The organism is Aquabacterium sp. (assembly GCF_034003525.1).
In the GTDB taxonomy this organism is placed as follows: Bacteria; Pseudomonadota; Gammaproteobacteria; order Burkholderiales; family Burkholderiaceae_C; genus Aquabacterium.
Genome location: NZ_JAVEYN010000016.1, coordinates 63,625 through 90,371, shown reverse-complemented (window position 1 = coordinate 90,371; position 26,747 = coordinate 63,625). Strand labels below are relative to the sequence as shown.

The following is a 26,747-nucleotide window of genomic DNA, read 5'->3' as shown; positions in this document are numbered from 1 at the left end:
GATCGACGAGGTGGCGCAGCACTGCGGCACGATCGGCTACGAGTTGATGTGCGCCCTGTCGCCGCGCGTGCCGGTGGAAGTCCTGCAGCCCCATCAGGGGTGATCTGCATCGATCGAGCGGCTTTCTCTCGCATTTGGCACACTGAGCACCGCGCTCCGCGCACCCTTCTTGCTTCACCACTTTCGGCGCCGCCGCCCTGTCAGCGCGCGGGCCGAATCGGAACCCCACATGGACATCGAACACCAACGCCACCAACTGCGCATGACCGTGCTCATGACGCCCGACATGGCCAACTTCTCCGGCAATGTGCATGGCGGCACCATCCTCAAGCTGCTCGACCAGGTGGCCTATGCCTGCGCCAGCCGCTATGCCGGCTCCTACGTGGTCACCTTGTCGGTGGACCAGGTGACCTTCCGTCAGCCCATCCACGTGGGTGAGCTGGTGACCTTCCTGGCCTCGGTGAACTACACCGGCACCTCGTCGATGGAGATCGGCATCAAGGTGATCGCCGAGAACATCCGCACCCAGGTGGTGCGCCACGCCAACAGCTGCTTCTTCACGATGGTGGCCGTGGACGAGCACGCCAAGCCCACACCCGTGATGCAATTGACCCCGTCCACGCCAGAAGAAGAGCGCCGCTTCAAGGCGGCCAAGCTGCGCCGTCAGCTGCGCCAGGAGCTGGAGCAGCGCTTCAAGGCCATCCAGTCGGGCGAAGTCGCCGCGAGCTGAAAACGCGGCTCGCTGGCGTCCCTGACAATAGGGACATGGCCAAAGAGAAAACCGTCTACACCTGCAGCGAATGCGGGGGCGTCAGCCCCAAGTGGCTGGGCAAGTGCCCGCACTGCAACGCCTGGAACACCCTCGAAGAGACCCGCGCCGAGCCCGCTGCCGGCAAGAACCGGATGCAGGCGCTCTCGCGCGGCCTGAACGCGGCGCAACCGGTCACCACCCTGTCGCAGATCGAAGCGGCCGACGTGGCACGCACGCCCACCGGTCTGGAAGAGCTGGACCGGGTGCTGGGCGGGGGCATCGTCTCGGGCGGTGTGGTGCTGATCGGCGGCGATCCGGGCATCGGCAAGTCGACCTTGCTGCTGCAGGCACTCGACGCCCTGTCGCGCCAGATGCCGGTGCTGTACGTGACCGGCGAAGAAAGCGGCGCCCAGGTGGCGCTTCGCGCCCATCGCCTGGGCCTGGACGGCTCGCAGGTACGGGTACAGGCCGAGATCCAGCTGGAGAACATCATCGCGACGATGGACGCCGAAAAGCCGTCCTTCTGCGTGATCGACTCGATCCAGACCCTCTACTCCGACCAACTCACCTCGGCGCCGGGCTCAGTGGCCCAGGTGCGCGAGTGCGCCGCCCACCTGACACGCGTCGCCAAGGCCAGCGGCTGCACCACCGTGCTGGTGGGCCACGTGACCAAGGAAGGCGCCATCGCCGGCCCGCGCGTGCTGGAGCACATCGTGGACACGGTGCTCTACTTCGAGGGCGACACGCACAGCAGCTTCCGCCTGATCCGCGCCATCAAGAACCGCTTTGGCGCTGTCAACGAGATTGGCGTGTTCGCCATGACCGACAAGGGGCTCAAGGGCGTGACCAACCCGAGCGCCATCTTCCTGTCCACGCACAGCGAGCCGGTGCCGGGCTCCTGCGTGCTGGTGACACTGGAGGGCACGCGCCCGCTGCTGGTCGAGATCCAGGCCCTGGTGGACGCGGGCGGGCCCAGCCCGCGCCGCCTGAGCGTGGGGCTGGAGCGCGACCGCCTGGCGATGCTGCTGGCTGTGTTGCACCGCCATGCGGGCATGGCCTGCTCGGACCAGGATGTGTTCGTCAACGCCGTGGGCGGGGTGCGCATCAGCGAACCAGCCGCCGACTTGGCGGTGTTGCTCGCAATCCAGAGCAGCCTGCGTGGCAAGCCCCTGCCCAAGGGCTTCCTGGCGTTTGGCGAGGTGGGCCTGGCCGGTGAGGTGCGCCCGGCGCCCCGCGGCCAGGAGCGACTCAAGGAAGCCGCCAAGCTGGGCTTCAGCATCGCGGTGGTGCCCAAGGCCAACGCGCCCAAGAAACCCATTGAAGGGCTGACGATCCACCCGGTCGAGCGGGTGGAAGAAGCGATCAGCCTGGTGCGCTCGCTGCTCTGAGGCCGGCGCCCGCCGTCGTTCAGCGCCGGATGGCCTTGCGCAGGTTCAGGCCCGACAGCGCCAGCGCGCCGAAGTACACCACCGCCGCGCCCACCAGGCAGGCAGCCAGCGCGCCGATGCGCAGCATCGGCTGCGCCCGCAGGCCCACCCAGTCGATGTGCTGCACCGCCAACCACAAGCCGACGCCCAGGATGGCCGAAGCCACGCCCACCCGCAGGGCAAACAGCCACCAGCCCGGTGAGGGCTGATAGCGCCCCGAGCGACGCAGCCCGATCAGCAACCAGGTGGCGTTGACCAGCGAACCCAGGCCGATCGACAAGGCTAGGCCGGCGTGACTCAAAAACGGCACGAACACCGCGTTGAAACACTGCGTGATCACCAGCACGATGATGCCGATGCGCACCGGCGTCTTGATGTCTTGCGTGGCGTAGAAGCCGGGGGCCAGCACCTTCACACCGATCAGGCCCAGCAGGCCCACGCCGTAGCACGACAGCGCCAGCACGGTCTGCTGCACGTCATGCGGGGTGAAACGACCGTAGTGATAGAGCACGGCCACGAGCGGCTCGGCAAACAGCAGCAGCCCCATGGCCGCCGGCAGCGCCAGCAAGACCACCAGGCGCAGACCCCAGTCGAGCATGTCCGAAAAACGTGCCGCATCGCCCGCCGCCTGTGCGCGCGACAGCTGCGGCAGCAGCACCACGCCGAGCGCGACGCCCAGCATGGCCGTGGGGAACTCCATCAGGCGGTCGGCATAGGTGAGCCAAGACACCGAACCGGCGCCCAGGTGCGAAGCGATCTGGGTGTTGATCAGCAGCGAAATCTGCGCCACCGACACCCCCAGGATGGCCGGGGCCATCTGGCGCAGCACCCGCTTCACGCCCGGATGCCCCCAGGCGCGCCGCCATGCCCCCGGGCTCAAGCCGATGCGCGGCACCATGCCGATCTTGAGCAAGGCCGGCACCTGCACGCCCAGCTGCAGCAAGCCACCCACCATCACGCCCACGGCCAGCGCATACACCGGCTCAATGCCGTGGCGCTCGAACAGCGGCGCCACAAACACGGCCGCGCCGATGGTGGACAGGTTGAGCAGCACCGGCGTCGCGGCCGGGACGGCAAAGCGGCTCCAGGTGTTGAGGATGCCCGCGCTCAAGGCCACCAGGGACATGAAGCCGATGTAGGGAAACATCCAGCGCGTCATGACCACGGCGGCATCGAAACCGCCGCTTTCTTTCAGGCCCGAGGCCATGACCCAGACCAGCACCGGTGCCCCGACCACGCCCAGCACGCAGGTGATCAGCAAGGCGCCAAACAGCACCGTGCCCACGGCATTGACCAGATCATGGGTGGCCTGGTCGCCCTTCTGGGTGCGGCTTTCGGCCAGGATGGGCACGAAGGCCTGCGAAAACGCCCCTTCGGCAAACAGGCGGCGCAGCAGGTTGGGAATGCGGAACGCCACGTTGAAGGCGTCGGTGGTGGCGCTGGCCCCGAAGGCCGCCGCGATCAGCAGCTCCCGAACCAGACCGGTGATGCGTGACGCCAGGGTCAGCAGGGAAACGATGGACGCGGATTTGAGCAGACTCATCGCCGCATTATAGAAAGGCACGTCTCTTGCCCGCCCCCGAGATTGGACGGATCACACGGACTCTGTTATGATGTTCGGCTTTCCAACCAACTTTGCCCTCGTGGGGTGCGAATTGGCGTGAAGCGGGCCAGCAAACTGACACTCGGTTTGTGCGCAGCGCAACGGCCAGGCATCTACAGGGCCAGCAAATCATGGCATCTGCATCCAAAGCCAAGAAGACCGTTCGCATCGCCTCGGGCCGCAAGCGCGCTCGCCAGGACGTCAAGCTGAACGCCGCCAACACCTCGCTGCGCTCCAAGTTCCGCACCGCCGTCAAGAGCGTGCTGAAGGCTGTGGCCACCGGCGACAAGGCCAAGGCTTCCGAAGCCTTCAAGAGCGCCCAAAGCGTGATCGACTCGATCGCCGACAAGCGCATCTTCCACAAGAACAAGGCTGCTCGTTACAAGAGCCGTCTGTCGGCCAAGGTCAAGGCCATGGCTGCCTGATCCAGGCTTGCACCACGCTGACCGCGGTCAGACCACAACGCCCGATGCTTGCATCGGGCGTTTTGCTTTGTGCCAAACAGTGCTCATTTGATGCGGCAAATTGCACATGCCGGACCGACGTCACGACGCACACTCACAGAAGCTGATGTAGTTTGTCACCCGTCTCCGTCATCGCTGCGCAGTTGTTCGCCCGGCCGATGACATCGACCCGCCACCTTGTTGTTCGCCTCACCCTGACCGGACGTTCATGAACCAACTCAAAATCTCCACCCGCATCCTACTGATGCTGAGTGTCTTGGCTGCCTTGCTCCTTTTCGTCGGCCTGCTCGGGCTGTATGGCATGAGCCAATCGAACGATCGCATGCGCTCGATCTATGAAGACCGCGCGGTGCCCCTCAAGCAACTGGGAGACATCAACTACCTGGCCAACCGCAACCGCATCCTGGTGATGGACATGATGCTCACCCTCGGCCGGGAAGGTGATCAGGCCCACCTGGACAAGCGCCACAGCGAAGTACAAAAAAACCAGGAACAGATCCTCGCGATCTGGAAGGCCTACAAGGCCACCAGGATGACGCCGGAGGAAACCCAGTTGGCCGCCGACATGGAGAAGCTGGGGCTGGCCTACACCGCCGAGGCTCTGCTGCCCACCGCGAAGATCCTGGCCACGCGTGACCTCTCCAGCGGTAGTGGCATGTACGAAGGGCGAATCAGCCCGCAAGCCCCGGCCTTTCAGAAGGTCATCAACGAGTTGATGGAACTGCAGAACCGGATCGCGGCGGAGGAGTACCAGGCGGCCACCGCCTCCTACAAGTTGGACCGCGCACTGTCCATCGGCGCGATCGTGCTGGGTCTTGCGGCGGCATCCCTGCTGGGCTGGTTGCTGCAGCAAGGCATCCGCAACTCGCTGAAAGAGGCCAAAGCGGCGGCCCATGCGGTGGCCACGGGTGACCTGACCCACCGCATCCAGGTACTCGGGAATGACGAGATTGCCGAACTGCTGCGCGAACTGGTTGCCATGCAGGCCTCGCTCAGCGATGTGGTGCTGCGCGTGCGCCAGGGTGCCGAGTCGGTGTCCACCGCGTCCACCGAGATTGCACAAGGCAACCAGGACCTGAGCTCGCGCACCGAAAGCCAGGCGAGCGCCCTGGAGGAGACCGCCGCCTCGATGGAGCAACTGAGCTCGACCGTGCAGCAAAACGCCGACAACGCCCGACAGGCCAACCAGCTGGCCAACAATGCGTCCAGCGTGGCGATTCAGGGTGGCGAGGTCGTCGGCCAGGTGGTCGAGACCATGAAGGGCATCAGCGAAAGCTCGCGCCAGATCGCCGAGATCATCAATGTGATCGACGGCATCGCTTTCCAGACCAACATCCTGGCCTTGAACGCCGCCGTGGAAGCCGCCCGGGCGGGCGAGCAGGGCCGTGGCTTTGCCGTGGTGGCTGGCGAAGTGCGCAACTTGGCGCAGCGCAGCTCCGAGGCGGCCAAGGAAATCAAGCACCTGATCACGGACAGCGTGTCACGCGTGGAACAGGGCACAGGTCAGGTGGACCGCGCCGGCGCGACCATGAACGAGATCGTCACCAGCATCCGCCGCGTCTCCGACATCGTGGCCGAGATCAGTGCGGCGTCCACCGAGCAGAGTGCCGGGGTCTCGCAAGTGGGTGAGGCCGTCATGCAACTGGATCAGACCACGCAGCAGAACGCCGCGATGGTGGAGCAGATGGCCGCAGCTGCCAGCAGCCTGCGCAGCCAGGCCCAGGACCTGGTGCAGACGGTCGCGGCCTTCAAGGTGACCGGGGGCGCTCAGAGCGCCACCCTGGCCACCCCCGCGCGCGCCACATCCCGTCCGAGCTCGGCTTCGGCCGCCACCGCGACCGCCAAACCCGTGACCCAGGTCAGCGCCCGGCCGACGGCCAGTGCCCGCCCGGCTGCCCCGGTGGTGACGAAAGCCCCCGCGGCCCTCACCCCGCAGCCTGCTCAGGACACCGCTCGCCCGGTCAGCCCCACGGCGCCGTCGGACGACGACTGGACCTCATTCTGAGCTGAGGCATCTCCCGCCACGGCACCCCGCGCTGCCGCGCAGCGGCCATCAAAAAAGCCCGCACTAGGCGGGCTTTTTGTCGGGTGGCTGGCTGATGCCGGTTTCGGGGTTCACCAGGCAGGCTTCGACCACCTGCAGGCCATTGTCTTTGGCAAAGTTCATCACGAAGTCCCAGGCCATGGGCTCCAGGGCGCGCAAGGCTTCGTTGACGACCACGCACTTGATGTTGCCCAGACTGGTGGGCACACAGTAGGGAGAGTAGCCGATGTGGGCGCCGGGCCCTTGCGCGGCACCGCCAGGGCGGAAGCCCGACATCACACCGGCCAGGCGCTCGGCCCAGTCACTGGGACGGAAGGGACGGCCGTTCTGGGTGATGCCCTGAATGAAGAATTCGCGCGGTGGTTTGGGGGGGGAAGAAGGGGGGTACGTCGACACGGTGGCGCTTCCGACGGCTGCTCAATGGGTGAATTGACAGAAAAAAAAGCGACCCCCAGATTGTGTCTGGCAGTCACGACCGACAAGGTGAGCGCCCTGCGGGTAAGCGGGCTCCGCACCTTGTCACAGTACACGTCCGAAACCAGTGTTTCCGTCCATGACAGGACGTGATTGTCGTGGAGGTGAGCCCCCGCCGCAAGCCCACCACGCAGAATCCGCACCCGACGAGTGGGGCTCAGGCGCAGGCGCGCGTGTCCAAACGGGCGCCTTTTACATAGAATGTCCTTTGGCGCAGTGCCTGCTGCGCCATTTTTCTTTCCTGATGTGAGACTCCTGCCATGAACGCCCCCGTGTCGATGCCCCATGTGATGCCCACTTACGGCCGCCTGCCCATTGCCCTGTCGCATGGCGAAGGCGCCTACGTCTGGGACACCGAGGGCCGACGCTATCTGGATGGCCTGTCGGGCATCGCGGTCAACACCCTGGGTCACAAGCATCCCAAGCTGGTGGCGGCGCTTCAGGATCAGGTCAGCAAGATGATTCACAGCTGCAACTACTACCAGGTGCCGCTGCAGGAAGAGCTGGCCCGCCTGCTGGTGGAGCGCTCGGGGCTGACCAATGCCTTCTTCTGCAACTCGGGCCTGGAGGCCAATGAGGCCGCGCTGAAGATTGCCCGCAAGTTCGGCCATGACAAGGGCATCCACCGTGCCGAGGTGATCGTGTGCGAACGCGCCTTCCACGGTCGCTCGATCGCCACGCTGTCGGCCACCGGCAACCCCAAGATCCACGCGGGCTTCGAGCCGCTGGTGGAAGGTTTTGTGCGCGTGCCGTTCAACGACATCGCGGCCCTGGAAGCGGCTGTCGCCAGCCACCCGAATGTGACCGCCATCTTCATGGAAACCATCCAGGGCGAAGGCGGCATCAGCCCGGCGCGCGTGGACTACCTGCAGGCCGCCCGCCGCGTGTGCGACGAGAAGGGCATCTTGCTGATGCTCGACGAGGTGCAGTGCGGCATGGGCCGCACTGGCAAGTGGTTCGCGCACCAGTGGGCCGGTATCCAGCCGGACGTGATGCCGCTGGCCAAGGGCCTGGGCTCGGGCGTGCCGATCGGCGCGGTGGTGTGCGGCCCCAAGGCGGCCAATGTGCTGCAGGCGGGCAACCACGGCACGACCTTCGGCGGCAACCCGCTGGCGATGCGCGCAGGTGTCACCACCATCCAGGTGATGGAAGAAGAACAGCTGCTGGCCCAGGCCGACCGTGTGGGCAAGCACCTGATGGCGGCGCTGCAACGCGAGCTGGGCGGCGTCAAGGGCGTCAAGGAGGTCCGCGGTGAGGGCCTGATGATCGGCATCGAGCTCGATCGCCCCTGTGGCGTGATCCTGACGCGCGCGATGGAAGCCGGCCTGCTGCTGAGCGTGACCGCCGACACCGTGGTGCGCCTGCTGCCGCCCCTGATCTTCACGACCGCACAAGCCGACGATCTGGTCGCCATCCTGGCGCCCATCGTGCGTCAATTCCTGTCTGAAAGCGTGGCATGACCATGAAGCCCGGATTGAGTCTGATCAAGCATTACCTGCAGTTCAAGGACCTGCGCTCGCAAGAGTACGCCTACCTGTTCGAGCGCGCGGCCATCATCAAGAAGCGCTTCAAGAACTACGAGAAGTACAACCCGCTGGCCGATCGCACGCTGGCGATGATCTTCGAGAAGGCGTCCACCCGCACGCGCGTGAGCTTCGAGGCCGGCATGTACCAGATGGGCGGCTCGGTGGTGCACCTGACCACCGACGGCAGCCAACTGGGCCGCAGCGAGCCCATCGAGGACAGCGCCAAGGTGATCTCGCGCATGGTCGACCTGGTGATGATCCGCACCTACGAGCAGGCCAAGCTGGTGAAGTTTGCCGCCAACTCGCGCGTGCCGGTGATCAACGGCCTGACCAATGAGTACCACCCCTGCCAGATCCTGGCCGACATCTTCACCTACATCGAGCACCGCGGCTCGATCGAGGGCAAGGTGGTGGCCTGGGTGGGTGATGGCAACAACATGGCCAACACCTGGCTGCAGGCGGCCGAGATCCTGGGCTTCACGGTGCATGTGAGCACGCCCAGCGGCTACGAGATCGATCCGGCCGTGGCCGGCGTCCAGTCCACCGACTGTTACAAGGTCTTCAAGGACCCGATGGACGCCTGCCGTGGCGCCGATCTGGTGACCACCGATGTGTGGACCTCGATGGGCTACGAGGCCGAGAACGAGGCACGCATGAAGGCCTTTGCCGACTGGTGCGTGGACACCGAGATGATGGCGGTGGCCAAGCCCAATGCGTTGTTCATGCACTGCCTGCCTGCCCACCGTGGCGAGGAGGTCACGGCCGAGGTGATCGACGGGCCGCAGTCGGTCGTGTGGGACGAGGCCGAGAACCGCATGCATGTGCAAAAGGCGCTCATGGAGTACCTGCTGCTGGGCCGCATTGGCTGAGCAAGACTGTTGGCTTCTTCAAGAAAAAGGGACTCCAATCTGAGTCCCTTTTGCATGGTGTCGTGGGCTTCGGTCAACGAAGGCCGGACGCCGTGGCTGGGGTGTTGAACACCGACACGGCGGCGATGAGCTCGTCGGATTGCTGGCGCAGGCGCTCGGCGGCGGCCGCCGTCTGCTCCACCATCGCGGCATTTTGCTGCGTGGTCTGATCGAGCCGGCTGATGGCCAGGTTGATCTGGCCGATGCCCTCGTTCTGCTCGGAGCTGGAGACGGTGATCTCGCTGACCAGGGTGCTGACGCGACGCACCTGCTCGACGACCTCGCCGATGATCTCGCCGGTGCTGCCGACCAGGCCACTGCCGGAGTCCACCTGCTCGACGCTGCGGGTGATGAGCTGTTTGATCTCCTTGGCAGCTTCGGCGCTGCGCTGCGCCAGGTTGCGCACCTCGCTGGCCACCACGGCAAAACCCCTGCCCTGCTCGCCGGCCCGCGCGGCCTCCACGGCGGCGTTCAGCGCCAGGATGTTGGTCTGGAAGGCGATGCCGTCGATCACGCCGATGATGTCGGTGATCTTGCGGCTGGACTGCTGGATGCCGGACATGGTGTCCACCACGCGGTGCACGGCCTCGCCGCCCCGGGTGGCCACATCGGAGGCCTGCCCCGCGAGCTGGTTGGCCTGGTGGGCGTTGTCCACGCTGGCGCGGATGGTGGAGGCAATCTCTTCCACCGAGGCGGCGGTTTGGGCGATGCTGGCGGCCGCGTCTTCGGTGCGGCTGCTCAGCAACTGGTTGCCGTGCGCGATGTCGCCGCTGGCCTGCCGGATGGCGCCCGAGGAGCGGTGAACCTGCTGGATCGCGGTGTCGATGTGCTGCAGGGCCTCGACCAGCTTGCGACTGACGCGTCCTTTGACCACCAGGTGGGAGGCGTGGAGGTTGATGGTCCCGTTGTCGCCCTGGATCTGCTCGACGATGCGCATCAGCTCCTCGGCGGTGGCGAAGTCGGCACGGGCGCGCAGGGCCAGCAACACCAGCACCACCGATTCGACGACCACGTAGATGGCGTGCTCCACGACCCGCATGAAGCTGGGTTCGGTGAAGCACATGGGGCCCCAGCCCCAGGTCTGGAACTGGTTGAACGACAGGTGGTGGATGGCGATGGCCACAGCCCCCGCGATGACCGCCACGCTGCTGCGGTAGACCACCAGGCAGGCCAGGAAGGCGAAGACGGCAAAGTGCGCCTCGCTGTGGCCGCGGGCGACGTGGATCATCAGCCCGACCATCGTCATGCCCAGTACCGGCAAGGCCACGCGGCTGAGGGCCCCGCCCTTGGACCAGACGGCCACGCCCAGCGACAGGCCCATGAACACCAGACCGAGCACCAGGCCCAGCATCAGGTTGTTGTAGACCCATCCGTAGGCCAGGGCACCGGCGAACACGGCGGCGATGCCCCACAGCACCACGATGTCGTGGCGGTGGAGAAGATAGCCTGGAGAGGGGTCTGCGCGCATGAGTTGTCCTTTATTCCGGGCGAATCTTAGAGGGTCAACCCTGGACTTGCGCGGCAATAAGCACGCTCATGGACGAAATCGGGACGCAGCCCGCGATGACCTTGATTTGAATCAGGTCAGGGGGCGCTCACCACTCCCGCAGCTTGACGCGCAGGCGGGCGATCGACTGGCTGTGGAGCTGGCAGACGCGGGACTCCGTCACCCCCAGCACGGCCGCGATCTCCTTGAGGTTCATGTCCTCTTCGTAGTAGAGGCTCATGACGAGTTGCTCGCGCTCGGGCAGCTTCTTGATCGCCTCCACCAAGGCGTGGCGCATGCGATCGTCCTGCAGCAGGCGCTGCGGATCGCTGCCGTTGTCGGCCACGTGGCGATCGAGGAAGTCGTGGTCGCCCTCGTCGCCGCTCATGTCTTCGAGGTAGATGAGCTGGGTGCCGCGCACCTTGCCCAGCATGTCCTGGTAGTCGTCCAGGCTCAGGCCCATCTCGGCGGCGATCTCGCTTTCGTGCGGGGCGCGTCCCAGACGCTGCTCCAGGCGGTGAACGGCTTTCTCGATGTCGCGCTGTTGCTTGCGGCTGCCGCGGCTGAGCCAGTCGGCGCCGCGCAACTCGTCAAGCATGGCGCCGCGGATGCGCTGGGTGGCAAAGGTTTCGATCTGCACGCCTTGCGCCGGGTCGAAGCGGCTGAGGGCATCGGCCAGGCCGATCATGCCGACCTGGATCAGGTCATCGACCTCGACGTTGGCGGGCAGTTTGGCCATCATCTGGTGCGCGAGACGCCGCACCAGCGGGCTGTACTGCCGCAGCATCGCGTTGACGTCGAGACGTCCCTTGGCTGAGTACGTGCTGGGTTCCATGTACATCAATTATGGGCCGAGGCAACGCGGGCCGGCAAGGCCGAGCCCGGGGAAGTGAGGTGCTCGAACGCCGAGTCACCCAGGCTCAAGGGCAAGGCGCCGTGCAACAAGGCGGCGGCCATCTCCATGAAGTGAGGATCGGGGTCGGCGGTGGGGGCTTGCTGCGGATCGAGCTGGTGGGCGCTGCGTTGGGCCACACCCAGGAAGTCGTCGGCACAGCGCGCCAGGCGCTGGGCCACGGGTTCGGCCTGGGCACTCTCGACCGGCGCGCACACGAGCAGGTCGTAGCTCATCCAGCCGCCACGCTGGCTGAGGATCTTCACGGCCGCGTAGGCGTCGGTGAGGCCTTCGGCCATGTCGTTGGTGAACACCAGCGGACGCAGGGTGAGGCCGCGCGCGGGCTGGCCAAACAGGCGCACGATTTCACTGGCCGAGGCGTGCACCAGCACCACGTCGCTGCGGGGCGAAGCATCGGCCAGGGCGGGCAGGAGGCTGGCGCAGGAGCCGCGGGCATCGGCGTGACGCAAGGGCAAGCCCCGGGCGGCCATGTAGCTGACCTGGGGCGAGAGGGTTTCGATGCCCTCGGCCAGGTCAAAGTCGACCAGTTCGCTGGGCGCGCGGGCCTGCTCGCTGGCATCGACCACGAGGGTGTTGAGTCCGAAACTGGCATAGGCCGCGCACAGGCGCTCCAGCACCAGCCCGCCACAGCCGGATCGGCCGTTGGCCACCACGGGCACAAAACGCAACACCCGCGAGACAAACATCTGCCGCAGCCCCTGGGCCTGATCGACAGGGTGGTGGGCGCGGGTGCCAGCGGGGCTGGCCAGTGGGCGGACGTGACGGCTCATCGGCACGAAGGATCAGTAAAGGGGGAACGCGGGACGGGGAGCGGACCTCACATGGCGCGGGCGGCGCTCATCGACTCGGCCTGGCTGGGGGTCGAGAACACGAGGCTGACCTCGGTGGGATCCAGTCGGTAGGCCGGGTTCAGGCTGGCACGCAGGGCGCGGTGCACCAGGGCCTGCGAGGACAGGCGGTGCCAGTCTTCGGGCACGCGCTGACCGTTGGCCACACCCACCACCTTGAGCTTGTGGCGGATCAGGGCGTCCAGGGCCGGGCCGAGCTTGACGGCCTCGTCGAGCTTGGAGAGGATGACGCCGGCGCAGGCCTCGGCCTGGTAGGCGTGCATGACGTCTTCGATGGCGTCGCCCTGAGCGGCGGTGTTGATGACGAGCAGCTTCTTGATGCTGGGGTGGGCCAGCAGGTCGAGCAACTCCTTGGTGCGGCCGTCGCGCTGGGCCATGCCGGCGGTGTCGATGAGGATCATCTTCTTGCCGGACAGCAGCTCCAGCAGGTCTTCCAGCGCGGCGCGATCATGGGCCATGTGCACGGGCACGCCGAGGATGCGACCGTAGGCGCGCAATTGTTCGTGGGCGCCGACGCGGTAGGCGTCCAGGGTGATCAGACCCAGGTTGGAAGCACCGTGCTTGGCGGCAAAGGTGGCGGCCAGCTTGGCGGTGGAGGTGGTCTTGCCGACGCCGGTCGAACCGATCAGGGCGAACACGCCGCCCTGGTCTTCGATGGCGCGCTCACGGTCGGCGGTGTTCAGGTTGCGTTGCAGCACCTGGGTCGCCCACTGCACTTCGTCATGGGTGCCGTCGATGACTTCGGCGGGCATCGCGTCGAGCATCTTGCGGATGAGCACGGCCGAGAAACCGCCGTCGAGCAGCTTTTGCGCCAGCGCAGCCTGGGAGGGTGTGCGGCCGAGCTTTTCGACGAAGGCCATGGTGTCAAAGCGCTCCTTCATCATGGCGCGCATGGCACGCAGCTCGCCCATCATGAAGGCGTTGGCGTCCTGGGCGGCCTTGAGGGCTTCGGCGGTGGCGGTGTCCACGGCGGCGGCACGGGGCGCTTCACGGCGGGCCTCGGCTGCGGCCGGGACCATCTGCGCCATCGTCAGGTCAGCATGGGCGGCAGCGGCCGGACGGGCGGCACGGGCCGGGGCCGATGCACGGCTGATGGCAGCCGCGGCGGCGGCTTTTTCGGCCTGGTAGGCCTGCCAATCATCGGCAACATCGTCGTCCATGACGGGCAGCGTGGTCGGACGGTGCACCAGGTCAGCGCCCAGGTCCACGGCCGCGGTGTGTTCGGGCACAGGAGCGGCCTTGGGCGCAGCGAAGCGCTGGCTCAGTTGTTCTTCGGCGTTGGCGCCGCTCAGGGCAGGCTCGGCGCGCGACTGCAGGGCGGCCTGGCGGCGCTTGAGCATGCGCTCGCGCACGTAGTCCTGGAAGGACAAGGTGCTCATGGCCAGTTGCTTGACGTCGTCCTGCACGGAGCTGGCGAGGTTGGCCATGGCCGAACGGGCGGGCGCCGCAGCCGGGGCGTCGGACGCCTTGCGGGCACCGGTGGGCAGGCTGACCGAGGCCGCACGGGGGGCCGGCGCGTTGGTGACGTAGCTGTCGATGGCAGGCACGCTCTCGCCGGCCATCGCCAGGATCTCGATGCCGCCTTCGGCCGCGGGCTTGGTGGACAGAACGACGGCATCGTCGCCGAATGCCGCCTTGACCTTTTGCATGGCCTCGCGGCTGTTGCGTCCAATGAAGCGCTTGACGTTCATGCGTGGCCTCCGATCAGGGTACCGATGCGAATCGAATGGGTCTCAGGGATCTCGCTGTGGCCCAACACCTTCAGACGCGGGGCCGCACGCTTGAGCAGACGCGCCACCGAGGGGCGGATGGCGTCTGGCACGAGCAGGCAGGCCGGTTGACCCATGTTTTCCTGGCGCTGGGTGGCGTCGGCCGCCTGGCGCGTGAGGTGGTCGGCCACGCCCGGGTCCAGCATGGGACCGTTGGGCGAGGTCAGGGCCTGGGTCAGCAGGCGTTCGAGGTCGGGCTCAATGGCGATGACGTCCAGCTCCTTCACCGGGCCATAGATCTGCTGCACGATGGCAGGAGCCAGGCCAATGCGAATGCGGCGGGCCAACTCGGCCGGATCCTGCGCCACCTGACCACCGGCCGAGGCGCTTTCGGCCAGGGTTTCGATGATGGAGCGCATGTCGCGGATGTGCACACCCTCTTCCAGCAGGAGCTGGAGGACCTTTTGCAGGATGGGGATGCCGACCATTTTGGGAACCACGTCTTCGATGAGTTTGGGAGCCAGTTTTGTCACATGCTCCACCAGCTGTTGGGTTTCAACCCGGCCCAGCAGCTTGGCGGCGTGCAGTTGCATCAAGTGTGAGAGATGTGTGGCCACGACGGTCGATGGATCAACGACCGTGTAACCCGCCATTTGTGCGGCATCCCTTTGCCGCTCCTCCACCCACACCGCCGGCAATCCGAAGGCCGGGTCGGTGGCCGCAGCGCCCTGAATGGGGTTCGTCACATGCCCGGGGTTGATCGCCATCAACATGTTGGGGAAGACTTCGCCCTCGCCCACCACGGCCCCGCGCAGGGTGATGCGGTAGAAGCTGGGACGCAGCTCCAGGTTGTCCTTGATGTGGACGGAAGGTGGCAAAAAGCCGACTTCTTGCGCGAACTTGCGGCGAACGCCCTTGATCCGGTTGAGCAGGTCGCCGCCACGGTCCTTGTCGACCAGCTGGATCAGGCGATAGCCGACTTCCAGGCCCAGGGTGTCGACGGGCTGCAGGTCTTCCCAGGTGGCCTCGCCACCGGGGGCGGCCGCAGCGGCCGGCTTTTCGACCGGCTTGGGCGCCAGGCGTGCGGCCTCTTGCTTTTGGTGGTTGCGCCAGGCGCCGTAGCCCAGCAGGCTGGCCACCGGCAGGAAGACGATGGAGGGCATGCCCGGGATCACGCCCAGCAGGAAGATGATGCCGGCGGCCACGCCCAGCACCTTGGGGTTGGCCAGCATCTGACCCATGATCTGGGTGCCGACGTCCTGCTCCTTGCCCACGCGGGACACCACCATGGCGGCTGCCACCGAGATCAGCAGGGCCGGGATCTGCGCGACCAGGGCATCGCCCACGGCCAGCAGGATGTAGGAGCTGGCGGCTTCCGACGCCGACAGACCGTGCTGCACCACGCCGATGATGAAGCCGCCGATGATGTTGATGAACAGGATCAGGATGCCGGCGATGGCGTCGCCACGCACGAACTTGGAGGCACCGTCCATGGAGCCGTGGAATTCGGCTTCTTCGCCCACTTCGCGGCGGCGGCGCTTGGCCTCGGCCTCGTCGATCAGGCCGGCGTTCATGTCGGCGTCGATGGCCATCTGCTTGCCGGGCATGGCGTCCAGGGCGAAGCGGGCGCCCACTTCGGCGATCCGCTCGGCGCCCTTGGTGATCACGACGAAGTTGATCACGACCAGGATGGCGAACACGATCAGGCCGACGGCGAAATTGCCACCAATCAGGAAGTGCCCGAAGGACTCGATCACTGCGCCCGCAGCGCCCGTACCGGTATGGCCTTCCATCAGCACGACGCGGGTCGAGGCCACGTTCAGCGCCAGGCGCAGCAAGGTGGTCAGCAGCAGCACGGCCGGGAAGGCCGCAAAGTCCAGCGGCCGCAGCATGGTGGCGGCCACCATCATCACCATCAGGGCGGTGGCGATGTTGAAGGTGAAAAACAGGTCCAGCAGGAAGGGCGGCAGGGGCAACACCATCAGCGCCAGCACGGCCACCACCACGATGGGCGCGGCCAAGGCCTGGAAGCGCTTGGGGTCACCGCCCGTCAGGGCCTGGAGTTTGAGCAACATCGGGTTCATGCTTCAGCCTCTACTTGCATGGCGGCGGCACGGGCGCGCGCCTTGTCGGACTGCTGGGGATCGAGTTCGCGCGGCACCTCGAGGTCGGGCAGGTTGCCCGGCATCGGGGCCTGGCCGGTCAGGGCCTGGCGCAGCTGGAACACATAGGCCATCACCTGGGCGACGGCGGTGTACAGGGCCACCGGCACTTCCTGGTCGATTTCGGTGTTGGCGTACAGCGCGCGGGCCAGCGGCGGGGCCTCCAGCACAGGCACACGGTGTTCGGTGGCGAGATCGCGGATCTTCAGCGCGATCAGGTCGATGCCCTTGGCCACCACACGCGGCGCGCCCATGCTGGCTTCGTCGTACTTGAGGGCCACCGCGTAGTGGGTCGGGTTCATCACGACCAGGTCGGCGGTGGGCACCGCGGCCATCATGCGCTTGCGGGCCTGCTCGCGCATCAGTTGCTTGATGCGGCCCTTGACCTCCTGGTTGCCTTCCTGCTGCTTGAACTCTTCCTTCATGTCCTGGTGGCTCATGCGCATGCGCTGGGCAAACATGAACTTCTGCAGCGGCCAGTCGATGAGGGCGAACGCGGCAATCACCAGCAGCATCGAGCCCAGCACCTCGGCCAGGGTCGTGCCCAAGGTGGCGATGGCCGCCGGCAGCGGCATGGCCAGCAAGTCGACCGTGCGCGGCCAGGCCTGGTACAGCAAGGCAATGCCGACCGCTCCCAGGATCAGGCCCAGCAAGCTGGCCTTCAAGGCGTCGACCAGCTGCTGCTTGGAGAACACGCGCCCAATGCCGCTGATGGGGTTGAGCTTGCTGAACTGGGGCTGCAGCACCTTGAAGGACATCACCCAGCCACCGGCCAGCACGCTGGCGGCGACGGCGGCCAGCATGATGCCCGCTGCGAAAGGCAGCACCACGAGCAGCCCTTGGATGGCCCACTCGCTCAGGCGCTCGGCCATCATCTCGGGCGCGGCCACCGTGCGGGCATCGAAGCGCAGGCCGGCGTGCAGCATCTTTTGCATGTGCCCCATCCACACCGGCGTGAGCCCCATCAGCACCCCGGTGGCGGCGAGCACGACCAGGAAGTGGCCCAGGTCCTTGGAGCGGACCACCTGGCCTTCTTCTTTGGCTTTCTGCAGCTTCCGCGCGGTGGCGGGTAACTGCTTGTCTTGTGCGCTGTCGGACATGATGGGGGAAACACTCCTGCTTGGAGAGGATTGTTGGCCACGCCCGCCCAAACTTGAGCGAGATAAGCAGGGCCACCCACCCCCTTTTCCCCGCACCTCCGCCTTCAGTAGGACTTCACAGTGCAGGTGGCTCTGACAAATGTGACAAATGCCTGCAAAATCAGGCTCCAAGCCGTTCACCCACACCTGCCGCGTCGATGACCTCAGAGACCCCCCAGTTCCAAGCCCACTGCGAACGCCTGATCGGTCTGTTGCCCGAACTGGCCAACAACGTGATTCGCCGCACACTGGACGCGCTGCGTGCCCCCAAGGGCGATCTGGCCGTGGCTCAGGACCGGCAACTGGTGTTCGGTGTTGCCAGCCAACTCCAGCAGCACCAGTTGCGCTTCCATGAGGCCCTGACCCACCGCTTCCAAGCCGAGGTGGCGCTGGCGCGGCAATCCGGCCAGGCCGACGCCAGCGGCGCACGCAAGTCACCCAGCCTCAAGCTGGATGAGCTCAGTCTGGTGGACGAGTCTGCCGCGGAGACCACGATCGAGGTGGCGCGCACCGTGCAGTTGATCGACCTGCTCACCGAATGGTCGCTGCGCGAGTTGCAGTCCTACACGGCCGCCTTGCGAGGCGACCCTGACATCCGCGCCGAAGCCAACCCCTTCAGCCCGGGGGCCTTCGCCCGCGCCTTGAGCGACGCCGTGTCCGTGCTCCAGTTGCCTGGGCCAGACCGCCAGCTCTTGCTGCGCGTGGCCGGCAAGGAACTGGCCCGCTTGCTGCACCGTTTTTACGGCGATGCCAACCTCCACCTGCACCAGGAGGGGGTCACTCCGGTTGAGTACAGAGCCGTGATCAACCCCCACGGTCCGGCGCCTGCCGCGCTGGACGTGACCCGCCCCGGCGTGCTCGACGCCCTGCTGCAACGCCTGCCCGCCGCCCTGCAAATGAGCCCGGCGGTGGTCACGGCCGCGCTCGACCATGCGCTGCAACAGATTCCGCTGAACCAGGTTGGCGCGCAGGTCAATGACCCGAGTGCCATCCAGAAACTGAGCCAGCTGCTCGAGCGCATGGTCAAAGAGAGCGGTTCGGTACCGGCCGTGCAGCCGGTGGTGCAAGAGCTGCAGACCAGCATGATTCACCTGGCCCTGCAAGAGCCGCAGCTGGTGGAGAACCTGCAACACCCGAGCTGGCAACTCATCAACGACCTGGTGTCGTATGTGGGGGGCTTCCGCCGTGACGAGGCGGCCGAGCAGGACGCCTTCATCGAGCAGATCCGCCCCATCATCAGCCAACTGGTGGCCAATACCAGCCCCCATGCCGACGACTTCGTCCAGGCACGCCAGGCGATTCAAGCGGCCATCGACGCGCAGAGCGCCGCACTGCTCGCCAGCCGCGAGGCCACGCTCAAGGCCCTGGAAGAGGCCGACCACCTGGAAACCCTCAAGGGTCTGCTGCACCAGCAGGTGGAGCAGCACCTGGAAGGCCACACCGTCCCCATCGTCGTCAGCGATTTCCTGCGCGGCCCCTGGGTCGATGTCATGGTGCACGTGATGACCCAGGCCGACATGCCCGATGAGGAAAGCCACGGCCTGATCAATGTGGTGGAAGAACTGGTGACCAGCCTGCATCGCCCCACCACCCTGGAAGAACGCGACCGCCTGCGCACGATGCTGCCCTCCCTCACCGAGCGGCTGCGCAAGGGCATGGCCCTCATCAACTGGCCGCCCAAGCTGCGTGGCGACCTGATGGAGCAGCTGATGGTGGTGCACGCGCGCTACCTGCGCAGCCCGCCGACGCCCGCCACCCCGGCCGAAGCCCCCCGCGAGCTGACGCCGCACGAAATCGTCTCGCAGATCCGCTCCGAGCACATCGACTCGGTGTGGGAGCAACTCAACCCCGAACCCGAGCCCCGCGTGCATGTGGGGGCCCTGCCCACCGTGCCCATGGGCCTGCCGGCCGACGACGACACCCCGTCAGGGCCCGAAGCGGCACAGGCCTGGGTGGAAGCGCTGCGACCGGGCACCTGGTTCAAGCTCTCGCTGCAGGGCGAGTGGGTCAATGCCCGCTTGATCTGGGTGAGCCGCAACCAGCGCTTTTTCATGTTCACCGGCCGTCAGGCCGATGAGATCCACACCCTGCCCCGCCAGGTGCTGTGCAACCTGCGCGAGCAAGGTCTGGTCACCGAAGTGCAGCAGCGCAGCCTGGTGCAGCGCGCCGCCGACAGCCTGATGGGCGAACTCAGCGACTGAGCTTACGCCCCCTCGGCCGGGGCCACGCTCCACTGCTGGCGCATCTCGCCTGCCTGATTGAGGCTGTGCAGGTGCACCGGAAAACCCCACAGGCGCGCGACATGCTTGAGCACCTCGCGGGTGCCCTCACCCAGCGGTCGCTCGTTGTGCCGCGTGTGGCGCAGGGTCAGCGAGCGGTCACCGCGCAGGTTCACGCTCCAGACCTGGATGTTGGGCTCACGCGAGCCCAGGTCATACTGGCGTGACAGGGCTTCGCGCAGCGCCCGGTAGCCGCTGTCGTCATGGATGGCGCTGACCTCGTACGCGCTCTCCGCCTCCTCATCGCGGATGGCAAACAGGCGGAAGTCGCGCATCACCTTTGGGCTCAGGAACTGGCCGATGAAGCTCTCGTCCTTGAAGTTGCGCATCGCATAGTCCAGAGTCTTGAGCCAGGCATGGGCCTCCTTGGGCTGGCCCTCGGCCGAACCGGCAAAGTCAGGGAACCAGGCGCGGTCCTCCGGGGTCGGCTGCTCACAGATACGCTTCAAATCGGTATACATCGCAAAGCCCAGCGCATAGGGGTTGAGCCCGCTGTACGCCCGGTGTCCGACCGGCGGCTGGTAGACCACGTTGGTGTGCGACTGCAACCACTCCATCATGATGCCGTCACTCAACCAACCGTCGTCGTACATGGTGTTGAGCAAGGTGTAGTGCCAGAACGTGGCCCAGCCTTCGTTCATCACCTGTGTCTGGCGCTGTGGGTAGAAGTACTGCGCCACCTTGCGCACGATGCGCACGATCTCGCGCTGCCAGGGCTCCAGCAGCGGCGCGTGCTTCTCGATGAAGTACAGCAGGTTTTCCTGTGGCTCGGCCGGAAAGCGCTTGACTGCCTCTTCCTCGGCCTTGTCGGCGCGGCGCGGCAGGGTGCGCCACAGGTCATTGACCTGCTGCTGCAGATAAGCCTCGCGCTCTTCGCGGCGGGCCAGCTCCTTGTCCAGTGACAGCTTGCCCGGGCGCCGGTAGCGGTCGACCCCATGGTTCATCAACGCGTGACACGAGTCCAGCAAGGCCTCGACCGCGTCCACGCCATGACGCTCCTCGCACTGCGCCACATAGTTCTTGGCATAGACCAGGTAGTCGATGATGGAGCCGGCATCGGTCCACATCCGGAACAGGTAGTTGCCCTTGAAGAAGCTGTTGTGCCCGTAGGCCGCGTGCGCGATGACGAGCGCCTGCATCGCCATCGTGTTCTCCTCCATCAGGTAGCTGATGCAGGGGTTGGCGTTGATGACGATCTCGTAGGCGAGGCCCATGAAGCCGCGCCGGTAGTTCTTTTCGGTGGCGATGAACTCCTTGCCGTACGACCAGTGCCGGTAGTTCACGGGCATGCCCACACTGGCATAGGCGTCCATCATCTGCTCGGCGGTGATGATCTCCAGCTGGTTGGGATAGGTATCGAGCTGGAAACGCTCGGCCGTGGCGCGGATGACCTCGTGGTACGCCTCGATCAACTCGAACGACCAGTCGGCCACCCCGGGCAAGGGCTTGGGCAATGTCGACAGCGTCATGCGGCCCCCCCTTCCTTCTTGAACAACTCTCGGAAGACGGGATAGATCTCGGACGCCTCGAGCACCTTGCGCATCGCAAAGTGCGGGTGTGTCTCGCTGAGGGCCAGGTACTCGTCCCACAGGTTCTGCTCGGTCTGCGCCACCTGCACATAGGCGAAGTAGCGCACCTTGGGCAGGATCTTCTGCGCCAGCAGTTCGCTGCAACGGCTGGAATCATGGTGCCAATTGTCGCCATCGCTGGCCTGGGCCACATAGATGTTCCACTCGCTGCTCGGGTAACGGGCCTCGATGATCTGGTCCAGCAGGACCAGGGCGCTCGACACCACGGTGCCCCCGGTCTCGGTCGCGTGGAAGAAGTCCTGCTCACTCACTTCCTGAGCCTGCGTGTGGTGGCGGATGAAGACCAGATCGATCCTCTCGTAATGCCGGGTCAGGAAGAGGTAGAGCAGGATGAAGAAGCGCTTGGACAGCTCCTTGCGCTGCTCGTCCATCGAGCCCGACACGTCCATGACGCAGAACATCACCGCCTGGGTCGTGGGGACGGGCACCTTGATGCGGCTGCGGTAGCGCAGGTCGATCGGGTCCAGATAGGGAATGGCCTGGATACGGCCCTTGAGGTGGGCGATGCGGGCTTCCAGCTGGGCGATCTCGGCCGCATGCGTTGACGCCAAGGTGGCATCGCTCGGCACCGTGGCGTGCAAGGTGGCGAGTTGCGCCTCCAGCTCGCTCAACTCCCGCCGCGACGAGGCCCCCAACGCGATGCGCCGCCCCAGCGCCCCGCGCATCGAGCGCACCACATGCAGGTTGTTGGGCGTGCCCTCACTCGAATAGCCGGCCCGCTGGCTCTTCCACTCCGGCACCTCGGCCAAGGCGGTGCGCACCAGATTGGGCAGGGCCAGGTCCTCGAAGAAGACCTGCATGAACTCTTCCTTGCTCAGCGTGAAGACAAAGTCGTCCTCGCCTTCCCCGCTGTCGCTCGCGTCCCCTTGGCCGCTGCCCTGCCCCTGTCCGCCCTGCGGCTTCTCGATGCGGTCGCCGCGCACGTACTCGCGGTTGCCAGGGTGCACCACCTCGCGGTTGCCGCCCTCACCATGACCAAACACCGGCTCGGACAGGTCCCGCTTCGGGATGCTGATGTCCTCGGCCTTTTCCAGGTCACGGATGCTGCGCCCATTGATGGCACGCTGCACCGCCTCGCGCACCTGCGTCTTGTAGCGACGCAGGAATCGCTCACGGTTGCCGACCGACTTGTTCTTGCCCGCCAGCCGCCTGTCGATGATGTGTTGACGTGTCATGCAGCGCCTTTGTCATGCGTGGACGGGTCATCATGACGATTTGCGCACACGTAGGTACCACTCGCACAGCAGGCGCACCTGCTTGGGTGTGTAGCCCTTTTGCACCATGCGGTTGACGAAGTCCTCGTGCTTCTTGAGCTCATCGGCGCTGGCCTTGGCGTTGAAGCTGATGACCGGCAACAGCTCTTCGGTGTTGCTGAACATCTTCTTCTCGATCACCGTGCGCAGCTTCTCGTAGCTGGTCCACAGCGGGTTTTTGCCGCCGTTGTTGGCCCGCGCCCGGAGCACAAAGTTGACGATCTCGTTGCGGAAGTCCTTCGGGTTGGCGATGCCCGCCGGCTTCTCGATCTTCTCCAGCTCGGCATTGAGCGAGCCGCGGTCAAAGATCTCGCCCGTGTCCGTGTCGCGGTACTCCTGATCCTGGATCCAGTAGTCCGCATAGGTCACATAGCGGTCGAAGATGTTCTGTCCGTACTCGGAATAGCTCTCCAGGTAGGCCGTCTGGATCTCCTTGCCAATGAACTCGGCATAGCGTGACGCCAGCATCTCCTTGATGTAGCCGATGTACTTCTGCTCCGTCTCGGCCGGGAACTGCTCGCGCTCGATCTGCTGCTCCAGCACATACATCAGGTGCACGGGGTTGGCGGCCACCTCGGCGGGATCGAAGTTGAACACCTTGGAGATGATCTTGAAGGCGAATCGCGTCGAGATGCCGCTCATGCCCTCGTCCACCCCGGCGTAGTCACGGTACTCCTGGATGGACTTGGCCTTCGGGTCGGTGTCCTTGAGGCTCTCGCCGTCGTACACCTGCATCTTGCTGAAGATGCTGGAGTTCTCAGGCTCCTTCAGCCGGGTCAGCACCGCGAACTGGCTCATCATCTTGAGCGTGCCGGGCGCACACGGTGCCTGGCTCAGCGACGAGCCGCGGATCAGCTTTTCGTAGATCTTCACCTCCTCGCTCACGCGCAGGCAGTACGGCACCTTGACGATGTAGATGCGGTCCAGGAAGGCCTCGTTGTTCTTGTTGTTGCGGAAGGCCTTCCACTCGCTCTCGTTCGAGTGGGCCAGCACCACCCCGTCAAACGGGATCGCGCCAAAGCCCTCCGTACCCTTGAAGTTGCTCTCCTGGGTGGCCGTCAGCAAGGGGTGCAGCACCTTGATGGGGGCCTTGAACATTTCCACGAACTCCAGCAGGCCCTGGTTGGCCAGGCACAGGCCACCCGAGTAGCTGTAGGCATCCGGGTCGTCCTGCGCATAGGTCTCCAGCTTACGGATGTCCACCTTGCCCACCAGCGACGAGATGTCCTGGTTGTTCTCATCACCCGGCTCGGTCTTGGCAATGCCCACCTGCTTGAGGATGCTGGGGTAGCGCTTGACCACGCGGAACTGGCGAATGTCGCCGCCGAACTCTTCCAGGCGCTTGACGGCCCAGGGGCTGAGCACGCGCTGCAGGTAACGCCGCGGGATGCCGTACGCCTGCTCCAGGATCGGGCCGTCTTCCACCGGATCGAACAGGCCCAAGGGCGACTCGTTCACCGGCGAGCCCTTGATCGCAAAGAAGGGCACATGTTCGGCCAGCTGCTTCAGGCGCTCGGCAATCGACGACTTGCCGCCGCCCACCGGCCCCAGCAGGTAAAGAATCTGCTTCTTTTCTTCCAGGCCCTGCGCCGCATGGCGGAAGTAAGACACCACCTGCTCGATGGCGTCCTCCATCCCGTAAAACTCTTCGAAGGCCGGATAGAGCTTGATGACCTTGTTGGTGAAGATGCGAGACAAACGGGGGTCGTGGCGCGTGTCGACCATCTGCGGCTCACCAATGGCCTGCAGCATGCGCTCGGCCGCGGTGGCATAGGCCAGTTTGTCGCGTTTGCACAGGTCGAGGTATTCCTCCAGGGAATACTCTTCCTCACGGGTGCGCTCGTAGCGAGCGGCGAAGTGACTGATCACGTCCATGCAGACCTCCCAACATCGACTCACGCCATCGATGCCTGGAAACGGTCGGACCACCCGCCATGGTGACCCGGCGCGCCACGTCAGGCACCGCCTCAACACCAAAGATCACACCAGCCTTGCGGCTTGCCAGCCCGGCCTGCACCGGACCTTCAAATTCAGTTAGCAACTTGCGTGCTGACTATCTTGCACCTTTTTCAAAACTCGTGTGTGGCAATGTGCACAACACTCAGACATTGCTGGTGGCCCGCACCTCGTCCAGGCTGGTGATGCCGGCCAGCACTTTCTCGATGCCGTCCTGACGCAAGGTCCGCATCCCTTCGAGCATGGCCTGGCGCTGAAGTTCCTCGGAGCGCGCACCGGTCTGGATCAGGCGACGCAGGTCCCGGCTGATGCTCATGAGTTCGTGGATGCCGGCACGGCCGTGGTAGCCCGTCTGGCTGCAATGCTCGCAGCCCATGCTGTGATAGGTGTTCAGCACCCCATCGACGGCAAAGCGCTGCTGCCAGTCGGCGCGCACGTTCTCCACGCTCAGCACCGTGTTGTCCTTGCCAAAGGCATAGAGGTAGTCACGCGCCAGCTCGTCCAGATAGGTCTCGGTGGCGGGCTCGGCCACCCGGCACTTCGTGCACAGCCGGCGCACCAGACGTTGCGCCAGCACGACCAGCAGCGAGTCGGCGAAGTTGAACGGGTCCATGCCCATGTCGAGCAAACGGGTCACCGTCTCGGGGGCGCTGTTGGTGTGCAGGGTCGACAGCACCAGGTGACCGGTCAGCGAGGCTTCCACCGCCATGCCGGCCGTCTCCACATCGCGCATTTCGCCCACCATGATCACGTCCGGATCGGCACGCAGGAAGGCGCGCAGCGCCTTGGCAAAGGTCCAGTCGATCTTGGGGTTGACCTGCACCTGGCGCAGGCCCGGCTGGGTGATTTCCACCGGGTCTTCGGCCGTCCAGATCTTGCGCTCGGGCACGTTGATGAAGCTCAGCGCCGAGTGCAGCGTCGTCGTCTTGCCCGAGCCCGTGGGACCGACGCACAGGATCATGCCGTAGGAGCGCTCCATCGCGTCCGTCAGGCGCTGGAGGTTGTTCGGGCTCAGGCCAATCTGGTCGAGCGGCAGCGGCCGCGCCGAGCTCAGGATCCGCATCACCACGTCTTCCAGCCCATTGTTGGTGGGCACGGTGGCCACGCGCAGCTCGATGCGGTACTGCGGCACGAAGCGCGCGAAATTGATCTTGCCGTCCTGCGGCCGGCGACGCTCGGAGATATCAAGGTCGCACATGATCTTGATGCGCGCGATCATGGCCGAGCGGTAGTTGTGCGGCAGCTCCAGATAGGGCACCAGCACCCCGTCCTTGCGGAAGCGTATCTTGATCTTCTCGCGTCCCGGATAACTTTCGATGTGGATGTCGGAGACGCCTTGCGCATGGGCCTCGACGATCATGGTGTTGATCAGGCGCACCAGCGAGTTGTCACTCTGCTCGATGGGGCGGTCCTCATCTTGCTGGTTGCGGTCGAGCCCTTCCTTTTCCAGATCCTCGATGAGCCGCCCCGAGCTCAGCTTCTCCAGCTCCATCGGGCCGCTGTCCGTGGTCGGCGTGAACGGCAGGTCCCAGACATCGGCCCCCAGGCGGTGGTAGGCCTCCTTGATCATCGTCTCCAGCTGCGTGGCCTGCGCCAGCACCGGCACGACCTTGCATTGGGCAATGAACTCGATCTCGGACAGCACCAGGCGCTTGCTCGGGTCATCGATGGCGATGATGAGGGCCCCGTTGCGCAGCATCAGGGGCACGACCTTGAGCCGGTCCGCCACGTTGTAGGCCAGCTTGGTCAGCGCGTCAGGGTCGATCGGGAACTTGCCCAGGTCCACCAGCGGGTAGCCCATCTTGCGCGCCAGGGCGAGCAGCAGCTGCTCGTAGGTGACCAGGCCCATCTGCACCAGCAATTCGCCCAGCGGCACCGAGCGGTCTTGGCTTTGGCGCTCCAGCGCACTGTCGAGCTGCTCCTCATTGATCAGGCCCATCGCGATCAGCGCTTCGCCGATGCGCACCATCGGCATGCTGCTCTGCTTGTCGATGGCCATCAGCAGCTGCTCGCGCGTGACCACCAACTGGCTCTGCAAGACCTCGCTCAACTTCTCTTTGCGCTGCGCGGCCTGCGCCTCGACCGCCTGCGTCAGCTCCTCGCCCGCCAGCACCTCGGTGTCCATGAAGCCTGGCCCACGGGGCGCCCCGAAATCGGCATCGCTCAACACGTCTCGCGGCACGAACAGCCGGGTCACGGCCCCCTCCTCACCTTCA

At 65.6% G+C, this 26,747-nt stretch carries 19 protein-coding genes; 7 read left to right on the top strand and 12 right to left on the bottom strand.

The features are described from left to right. Nucleotides 1-235 precede the first annotated feature (235 nt). Both RBT42_RS10920 and radA read left to right on the top strand, forming a co-directional pair. Nucleotides 236-730, top strand: a complete 495-nt coding sequence (locus RBT42_RS10920) for an acyl-CoA thioesterase (RefSeq protein WP_320365012.1) — start codon at nucleotides 236-238, stop codon at nucleotides 728-730. A gap of 35 nt (nucleotides 731-765) precedes the next feature. Continuing rightward, complete coding sequence (radA, locus tag RBT42_RS10915; RefSeq protein WP_320365006.1) at nucleotides 766-2,139, top strand: DNA repair protein RadA; 1,374 nt, start codon at nucleotides 766-768, stop codon at nucleotides 2,137-2,139. A 19-nt stretch (nucleotides 2,140-2,158) separates the two neighbouring features. Here the strand turns inward: radA and murJ are convergent, their stop codons facing one another. Next, nucleotides 2,159-3,721 (bottom strand): murein biosynthesis integral membrane protein MurJ, encoded by a 1,563-nt coding sequence (murJ, locus tag RBT42_RS10910; protein WP_320365004.1) that lies wholly within the window; start codon nucleotides 3,719-3,721, stop codon nucleotides 2,159-2,161. Between the two features lie 191 nt (nucleotides 3,722-3,912). Here murJ and rpsT point away from each other — a divergent pair, with 191 nt between their 5' ends. Together rpsT and RBT42_RS10900 are read left to right on the top strand one after the other, a co-directional pair. Further along, nucleotides 3,913-4,206, top strand: a complete 294-nt coding sequence (gene rpsT, locus RBT42_RS10905) for a 30S ribosomal protein S20 (RefSeq protein WP_320365002.1) — start codon at nucleotides 3,913-3,915, stop codon at nucleotides 4,204-4,206. Between the two features lie 247 nt (nucleotides 4,207-4,453). After that, nucleotides 4,454-6,250 carry a methyl-accepting chemotaxis protein gene (locus tag RBT42_RS10900; RefSeq protein WP_320365000.1) on the top strand — a complete coding sequence of 599 codons (1,797 nt, stop codon included), beginning with the start codon at nucleotides 4,454-4,456 and terminating at the stop codon, nucleotides 6,248-6,250. Between the two features lie 63 nt (nucleotides 6,251-6,313). On the opposite strand, the gene RBT42_RS10895 is transcribed toward RBT42_RS10900, so the two are convergent. Then, complete coding sequence (locus tag RBT42_RS10895) at nucleotides 6,314-6,685, bottom strand: DUF3579 domain-containing protein (RefSeq protein WP_320364998.1); 372 nt, start codon at nucleotides 6,683-6,685, stop codon at nucleotides 6,314-6,316. 338 nt (nucleotides 6,686-7,023) lie between these two features. Here RBT42_RS10895 and RBT42_RS10890 point away from each other — a divergent pair, with 338 nt between their 5' ends. Further along, on the top strand, nucleotides 7,024-8,223 hold the full coding sequence (locus tag RBT42_RS10890) for an aspartate aminotransferase family protein (protein WP_320364996.1): 1,200 nt from the start codon (nucleotides 7,024-7,026) through the stop codon (nucleotides 8,221-8,223). 2 nt (nucleotides 8,224-8,225) lie between these two features. After that, nucleotides 8,226-9,158 carry an ornithine carbamoyltransferase gene (argF, locus tag RBT42_RS10885; RefSeq protein WP_320364994.1) on the top strand — a complete coding sequence of 311 codons (933 nt, stop codon included), beginning with the start codon at nucleotides 8,226-8,228 and terminating at the stop codon, nucleotides 9,156-9,158. A gap of 73 nt (nucleotides 9,159-9,231) precedes the next feature. Here argF and RBT42_RS10880 read toward each other — a convergent pair whose 3' ends face one another. From RBT42_RS10880 to flhB, 6 genes are all read right to left on the bottom strand, one after another. Further along, nucleotides 9,232-10,665: a methyl-accepting chemotaxis protein gene (locus tag RBT42_RS10880; RefSeq protein ID WP_320364992.1), complete on the bottom strand. Its 1,434-nt coding sequence runs from the start codon at nucleotides 10,663-10,665 to the stop codon at nucleotides 9,232-9,234. Nucleotides 10,666-10,792: 127 nt separating this feature from the next. Beyond that, nucleotides 10,793-11,518 carry an RNA polymerase sigma factor FliA gene (locus RBT42_RS10875; RefSeq protein ID WP_320364990.1) on the bottom strand — a complete coding sequence of 242 codons (726 nt, stop codon included), beginning with the start codon at nucleotides 11,516-11,518 and terminating at the stop codon, nucleotides 10,793-10,795. A 5-nt stretch (nucleotides 11,519-11,523) separates the two neighbouring features. Then, nucleotides 11,524-12,366, bottom strand: a complete 843-nt coding sequence (locus tag RBT42_RS10870) for a flagellar biosynthesis protein (RefSeq protein ID WP_320364988.1) — start codon at nucleotides 12,364-12,366, stop codon at nucleotides 11,524-11,526. A gap of 47 nt (nucleotides 12,367-12,413) precedes the next feature. Then, nucleotides 12,414-14,135, bottom strand: coding sequence for a flagellar biosynthesis protein FlhF (gene flhF / locus RBT42_RS10865; RefSeq protein WP_320364986.1), 1,722 nt, complete (start codon nucleotides 14,133-14,135; stop codon nucleotides 12,414-12,416). After that, on the bottom strand, nucleotides 14,132-16,237 hold the full coding sequence (gene flhA / locus RBT42_RS10860; protein WP_413785885.1) for a flagellar biosynthesis protein FlhA: 2,106 nt from the start codon (nucleotides 16,235-16,237) through the stop codon (nucleotides 14,132-14,134). The genes flhF and flhA overlap by 4 nt, the downstream gene beginning before the upstream one ends. Continuing rightward, nucleotides 16,234-17,415: a flagellar biosynthesis protein FlhB gene (gene flhB / locus RBT42_RS10855; protein WP_320364984.1), complete on the bottom strand. Its 1,182-nt coding sequence runs from the start codon at nucleotides 17,413-17,415 to the stop codon at nucleotides 16,234-16,236. Before flhB ends, flhA begins: the two co-directional genes overlap by 4 nt. Nucleotides 17,416-17,612: 197 nt before the next feature. Here flhB and RBT42_RS10850 point away from each other — a divergent pair, with 197 nt between their 5' ends. After that, nucleotides 17,613-19,655 carry a DUF1631 family protein gene (locus tag RBT42_RS10850; RefSeq protein ID WP_320364982.1) on the top strand — a complete coding sequence of 681 codons (2,043 nt, stop codon included), beginning with the start codon at nucleotides 17,613-17,615 and terminating at the stop codon, nucleotides 19,653-19,655. A 2-nt stretch (nucleotides 19,656-19,657) separates the two neighbouring features. On the opposite strand, the gene RBT42_RS10845 is transcribed toward RBT42_RS10850, so the two are convergent. From RBT42_RS10845 to RBT42_RS10830, 4 genes are all read right to left on the bottom strand, one after another. Continuing rightward, a complete protein-coding gene (locus tag RBT42_RS10845) occupies nucleotides 19,658-21,202 on the bottom strand; it encodes a SpoVR family protein (RefSeq protein WP_320364980.1) in 1,545 nt (514 codons plus the stop codon). After that, a complete protein-coding gene (locus RBT42_RS10840) occupies nucleotides 21,199-22,497 on the bottom strand; it encodes a YeaH/YhbH family protein (protein WP_320364978.1) in 1,299 nt (432 codons plus the stop codon). Before RBT42_RS10840 ends, RBT42_RS10845 begins: the two co-directional genes overlap by 4 nt. 30 nt (nucleotides 22,498-22,527) lie before the next feature. Next, entirely contained in the window at nucleotides 22,528-24,450 is a 1,923-nt protein-coding gene (locus RBT42_RS10835) for a PrkA family serine protein kinase (RefSeq protein ID WP_320364976.1), read from the bottom strand. Between the two features lie 226 nt (nucleotides 24,451-24,676). Further along, nucleotides 24,677-26,530 (bottom strand): GspE/PulE family protein, encoded by a 1,854-nt coding sequence (locus RBT42_RS10830; RefSeq protein ID WP_413785887.1) that lies wholly within the window; start codon nucleotides 26,528-26,530, stop codon nucleotides 24,677-24,679. Nucleotides 26,531-26,747: the final 217 nt, after the last annotated feature.

Coding starts and splice junctions, on each gene's coding strand:
- radA (WP_320365006.1), top strand. CDS start 766: ATGGCCAAAGAGAAAACCGTCTACACCTGCAGCGAATGCGGGGGCGTC.
- murJ (WP_320365004.1), bottom strand. CDS start 3,721: ATGAGTCTGCTCAAATCCGCGTCCATCGTTTCCCTGCTGACCCTGGCG.
- rpsT (WP_320365002.1), top strand. CDS start 3,913: ATGGCATCTGCATCCAAAGCCAAGAAGACCGTTCGCATCGCCTCGGGC.
- RBT42_RS10900 (WP_320365000.1), top strand. CDS start 4,454: ATGAACCAACTCAAAATCTCCACCCGCATCCTACTGATGCTGAGTGTC.
- RBT42_RS10890 (WP_320364996.1), top strand. CDS start 7,024: ATGAACGCCCCCGTGTCGATGCCCCATGTGATGCCCACTTACGGCCGC.
- argF (WP_320364994.1), top strand. CDS start 8,226: ATGAAGCCCGGATTGAGTCTGATCAAGCATTACCTGCAGTTCAAGGAC.
- RBT42_RS10880 (WP_320364992.1), bottom strand. CDS start 10,665: ATGCGCGCAGACCCCTCTCCAGGCTATCTTCTCCACCGCCACGACATC.
- RBT42_RS10875 (WP_320364990.1), bottom strand. CDS start 11,518: ATGGAACCCAGCACGTACTCAGCCAAGGGACGTCTCGACGTCAACGCG.
- RBT42_RS10870 (WP_320364988.1), bottom strand. CDS start 12,366: ATGAGCCGTCACGTCCGCCCACTGGCCAGCCCCGCTGGCACCCGCGCC.
- flhF (WP_320364986.1), bottom strand. CDS start 14,135: ATGAACGTCAAGCGCTTCATTGGACGCAACAGCCGCGAGGCCATGCAA.
- flhA (WP_413785885.1), bottom strand. CDS start 16,237: ATGAACCCGATGTTGCTCAAACTCCAGGCCCTGACGGGCGGTGACCCC.
- flhB (WP_320364984.1), bottom strand. CDS start 17,415: ATGTCCGACAGCGCACAAGACAAGCAGTTACCCGCCACCGCGCGGAAG.
- RBT42_RS10850 (WP_320364982.1), top strand. CDS start 17,613: ATGACCTCAGAGACCCCCCAGTTCCAAGCCCACTGCGAACGCCTGATC.
- RBT42_RS10845 (WP_320364980.1), bottom strand. CDS start 21,202: ATGACGCTGTCGACATTGCCCAAGCCCTTGCCCGGGGTGGCCGACTGG.
- RBT42_RS10840 (WP_320364978.1), bottom strand. CDS start 22,497: ATGACACGTCAACACATCATCGACAGGCGGCTGGCGGGCAAGAACAAG.
- RBT42_RS10835 (WP_320364976.1), bottom strand. CDS start 24,450: ATGGACGTGATCAGTCACTTCGCCGCTCGCTACGAGCGCACCCGTGAG.
- RBT42_RS10830 (WP_413785887.1), bottom strand. CDS start 26,530: ATGGCCATCGACAAGCAGAGCAGCATGCCGATGGTGCGCATCGGCGAA.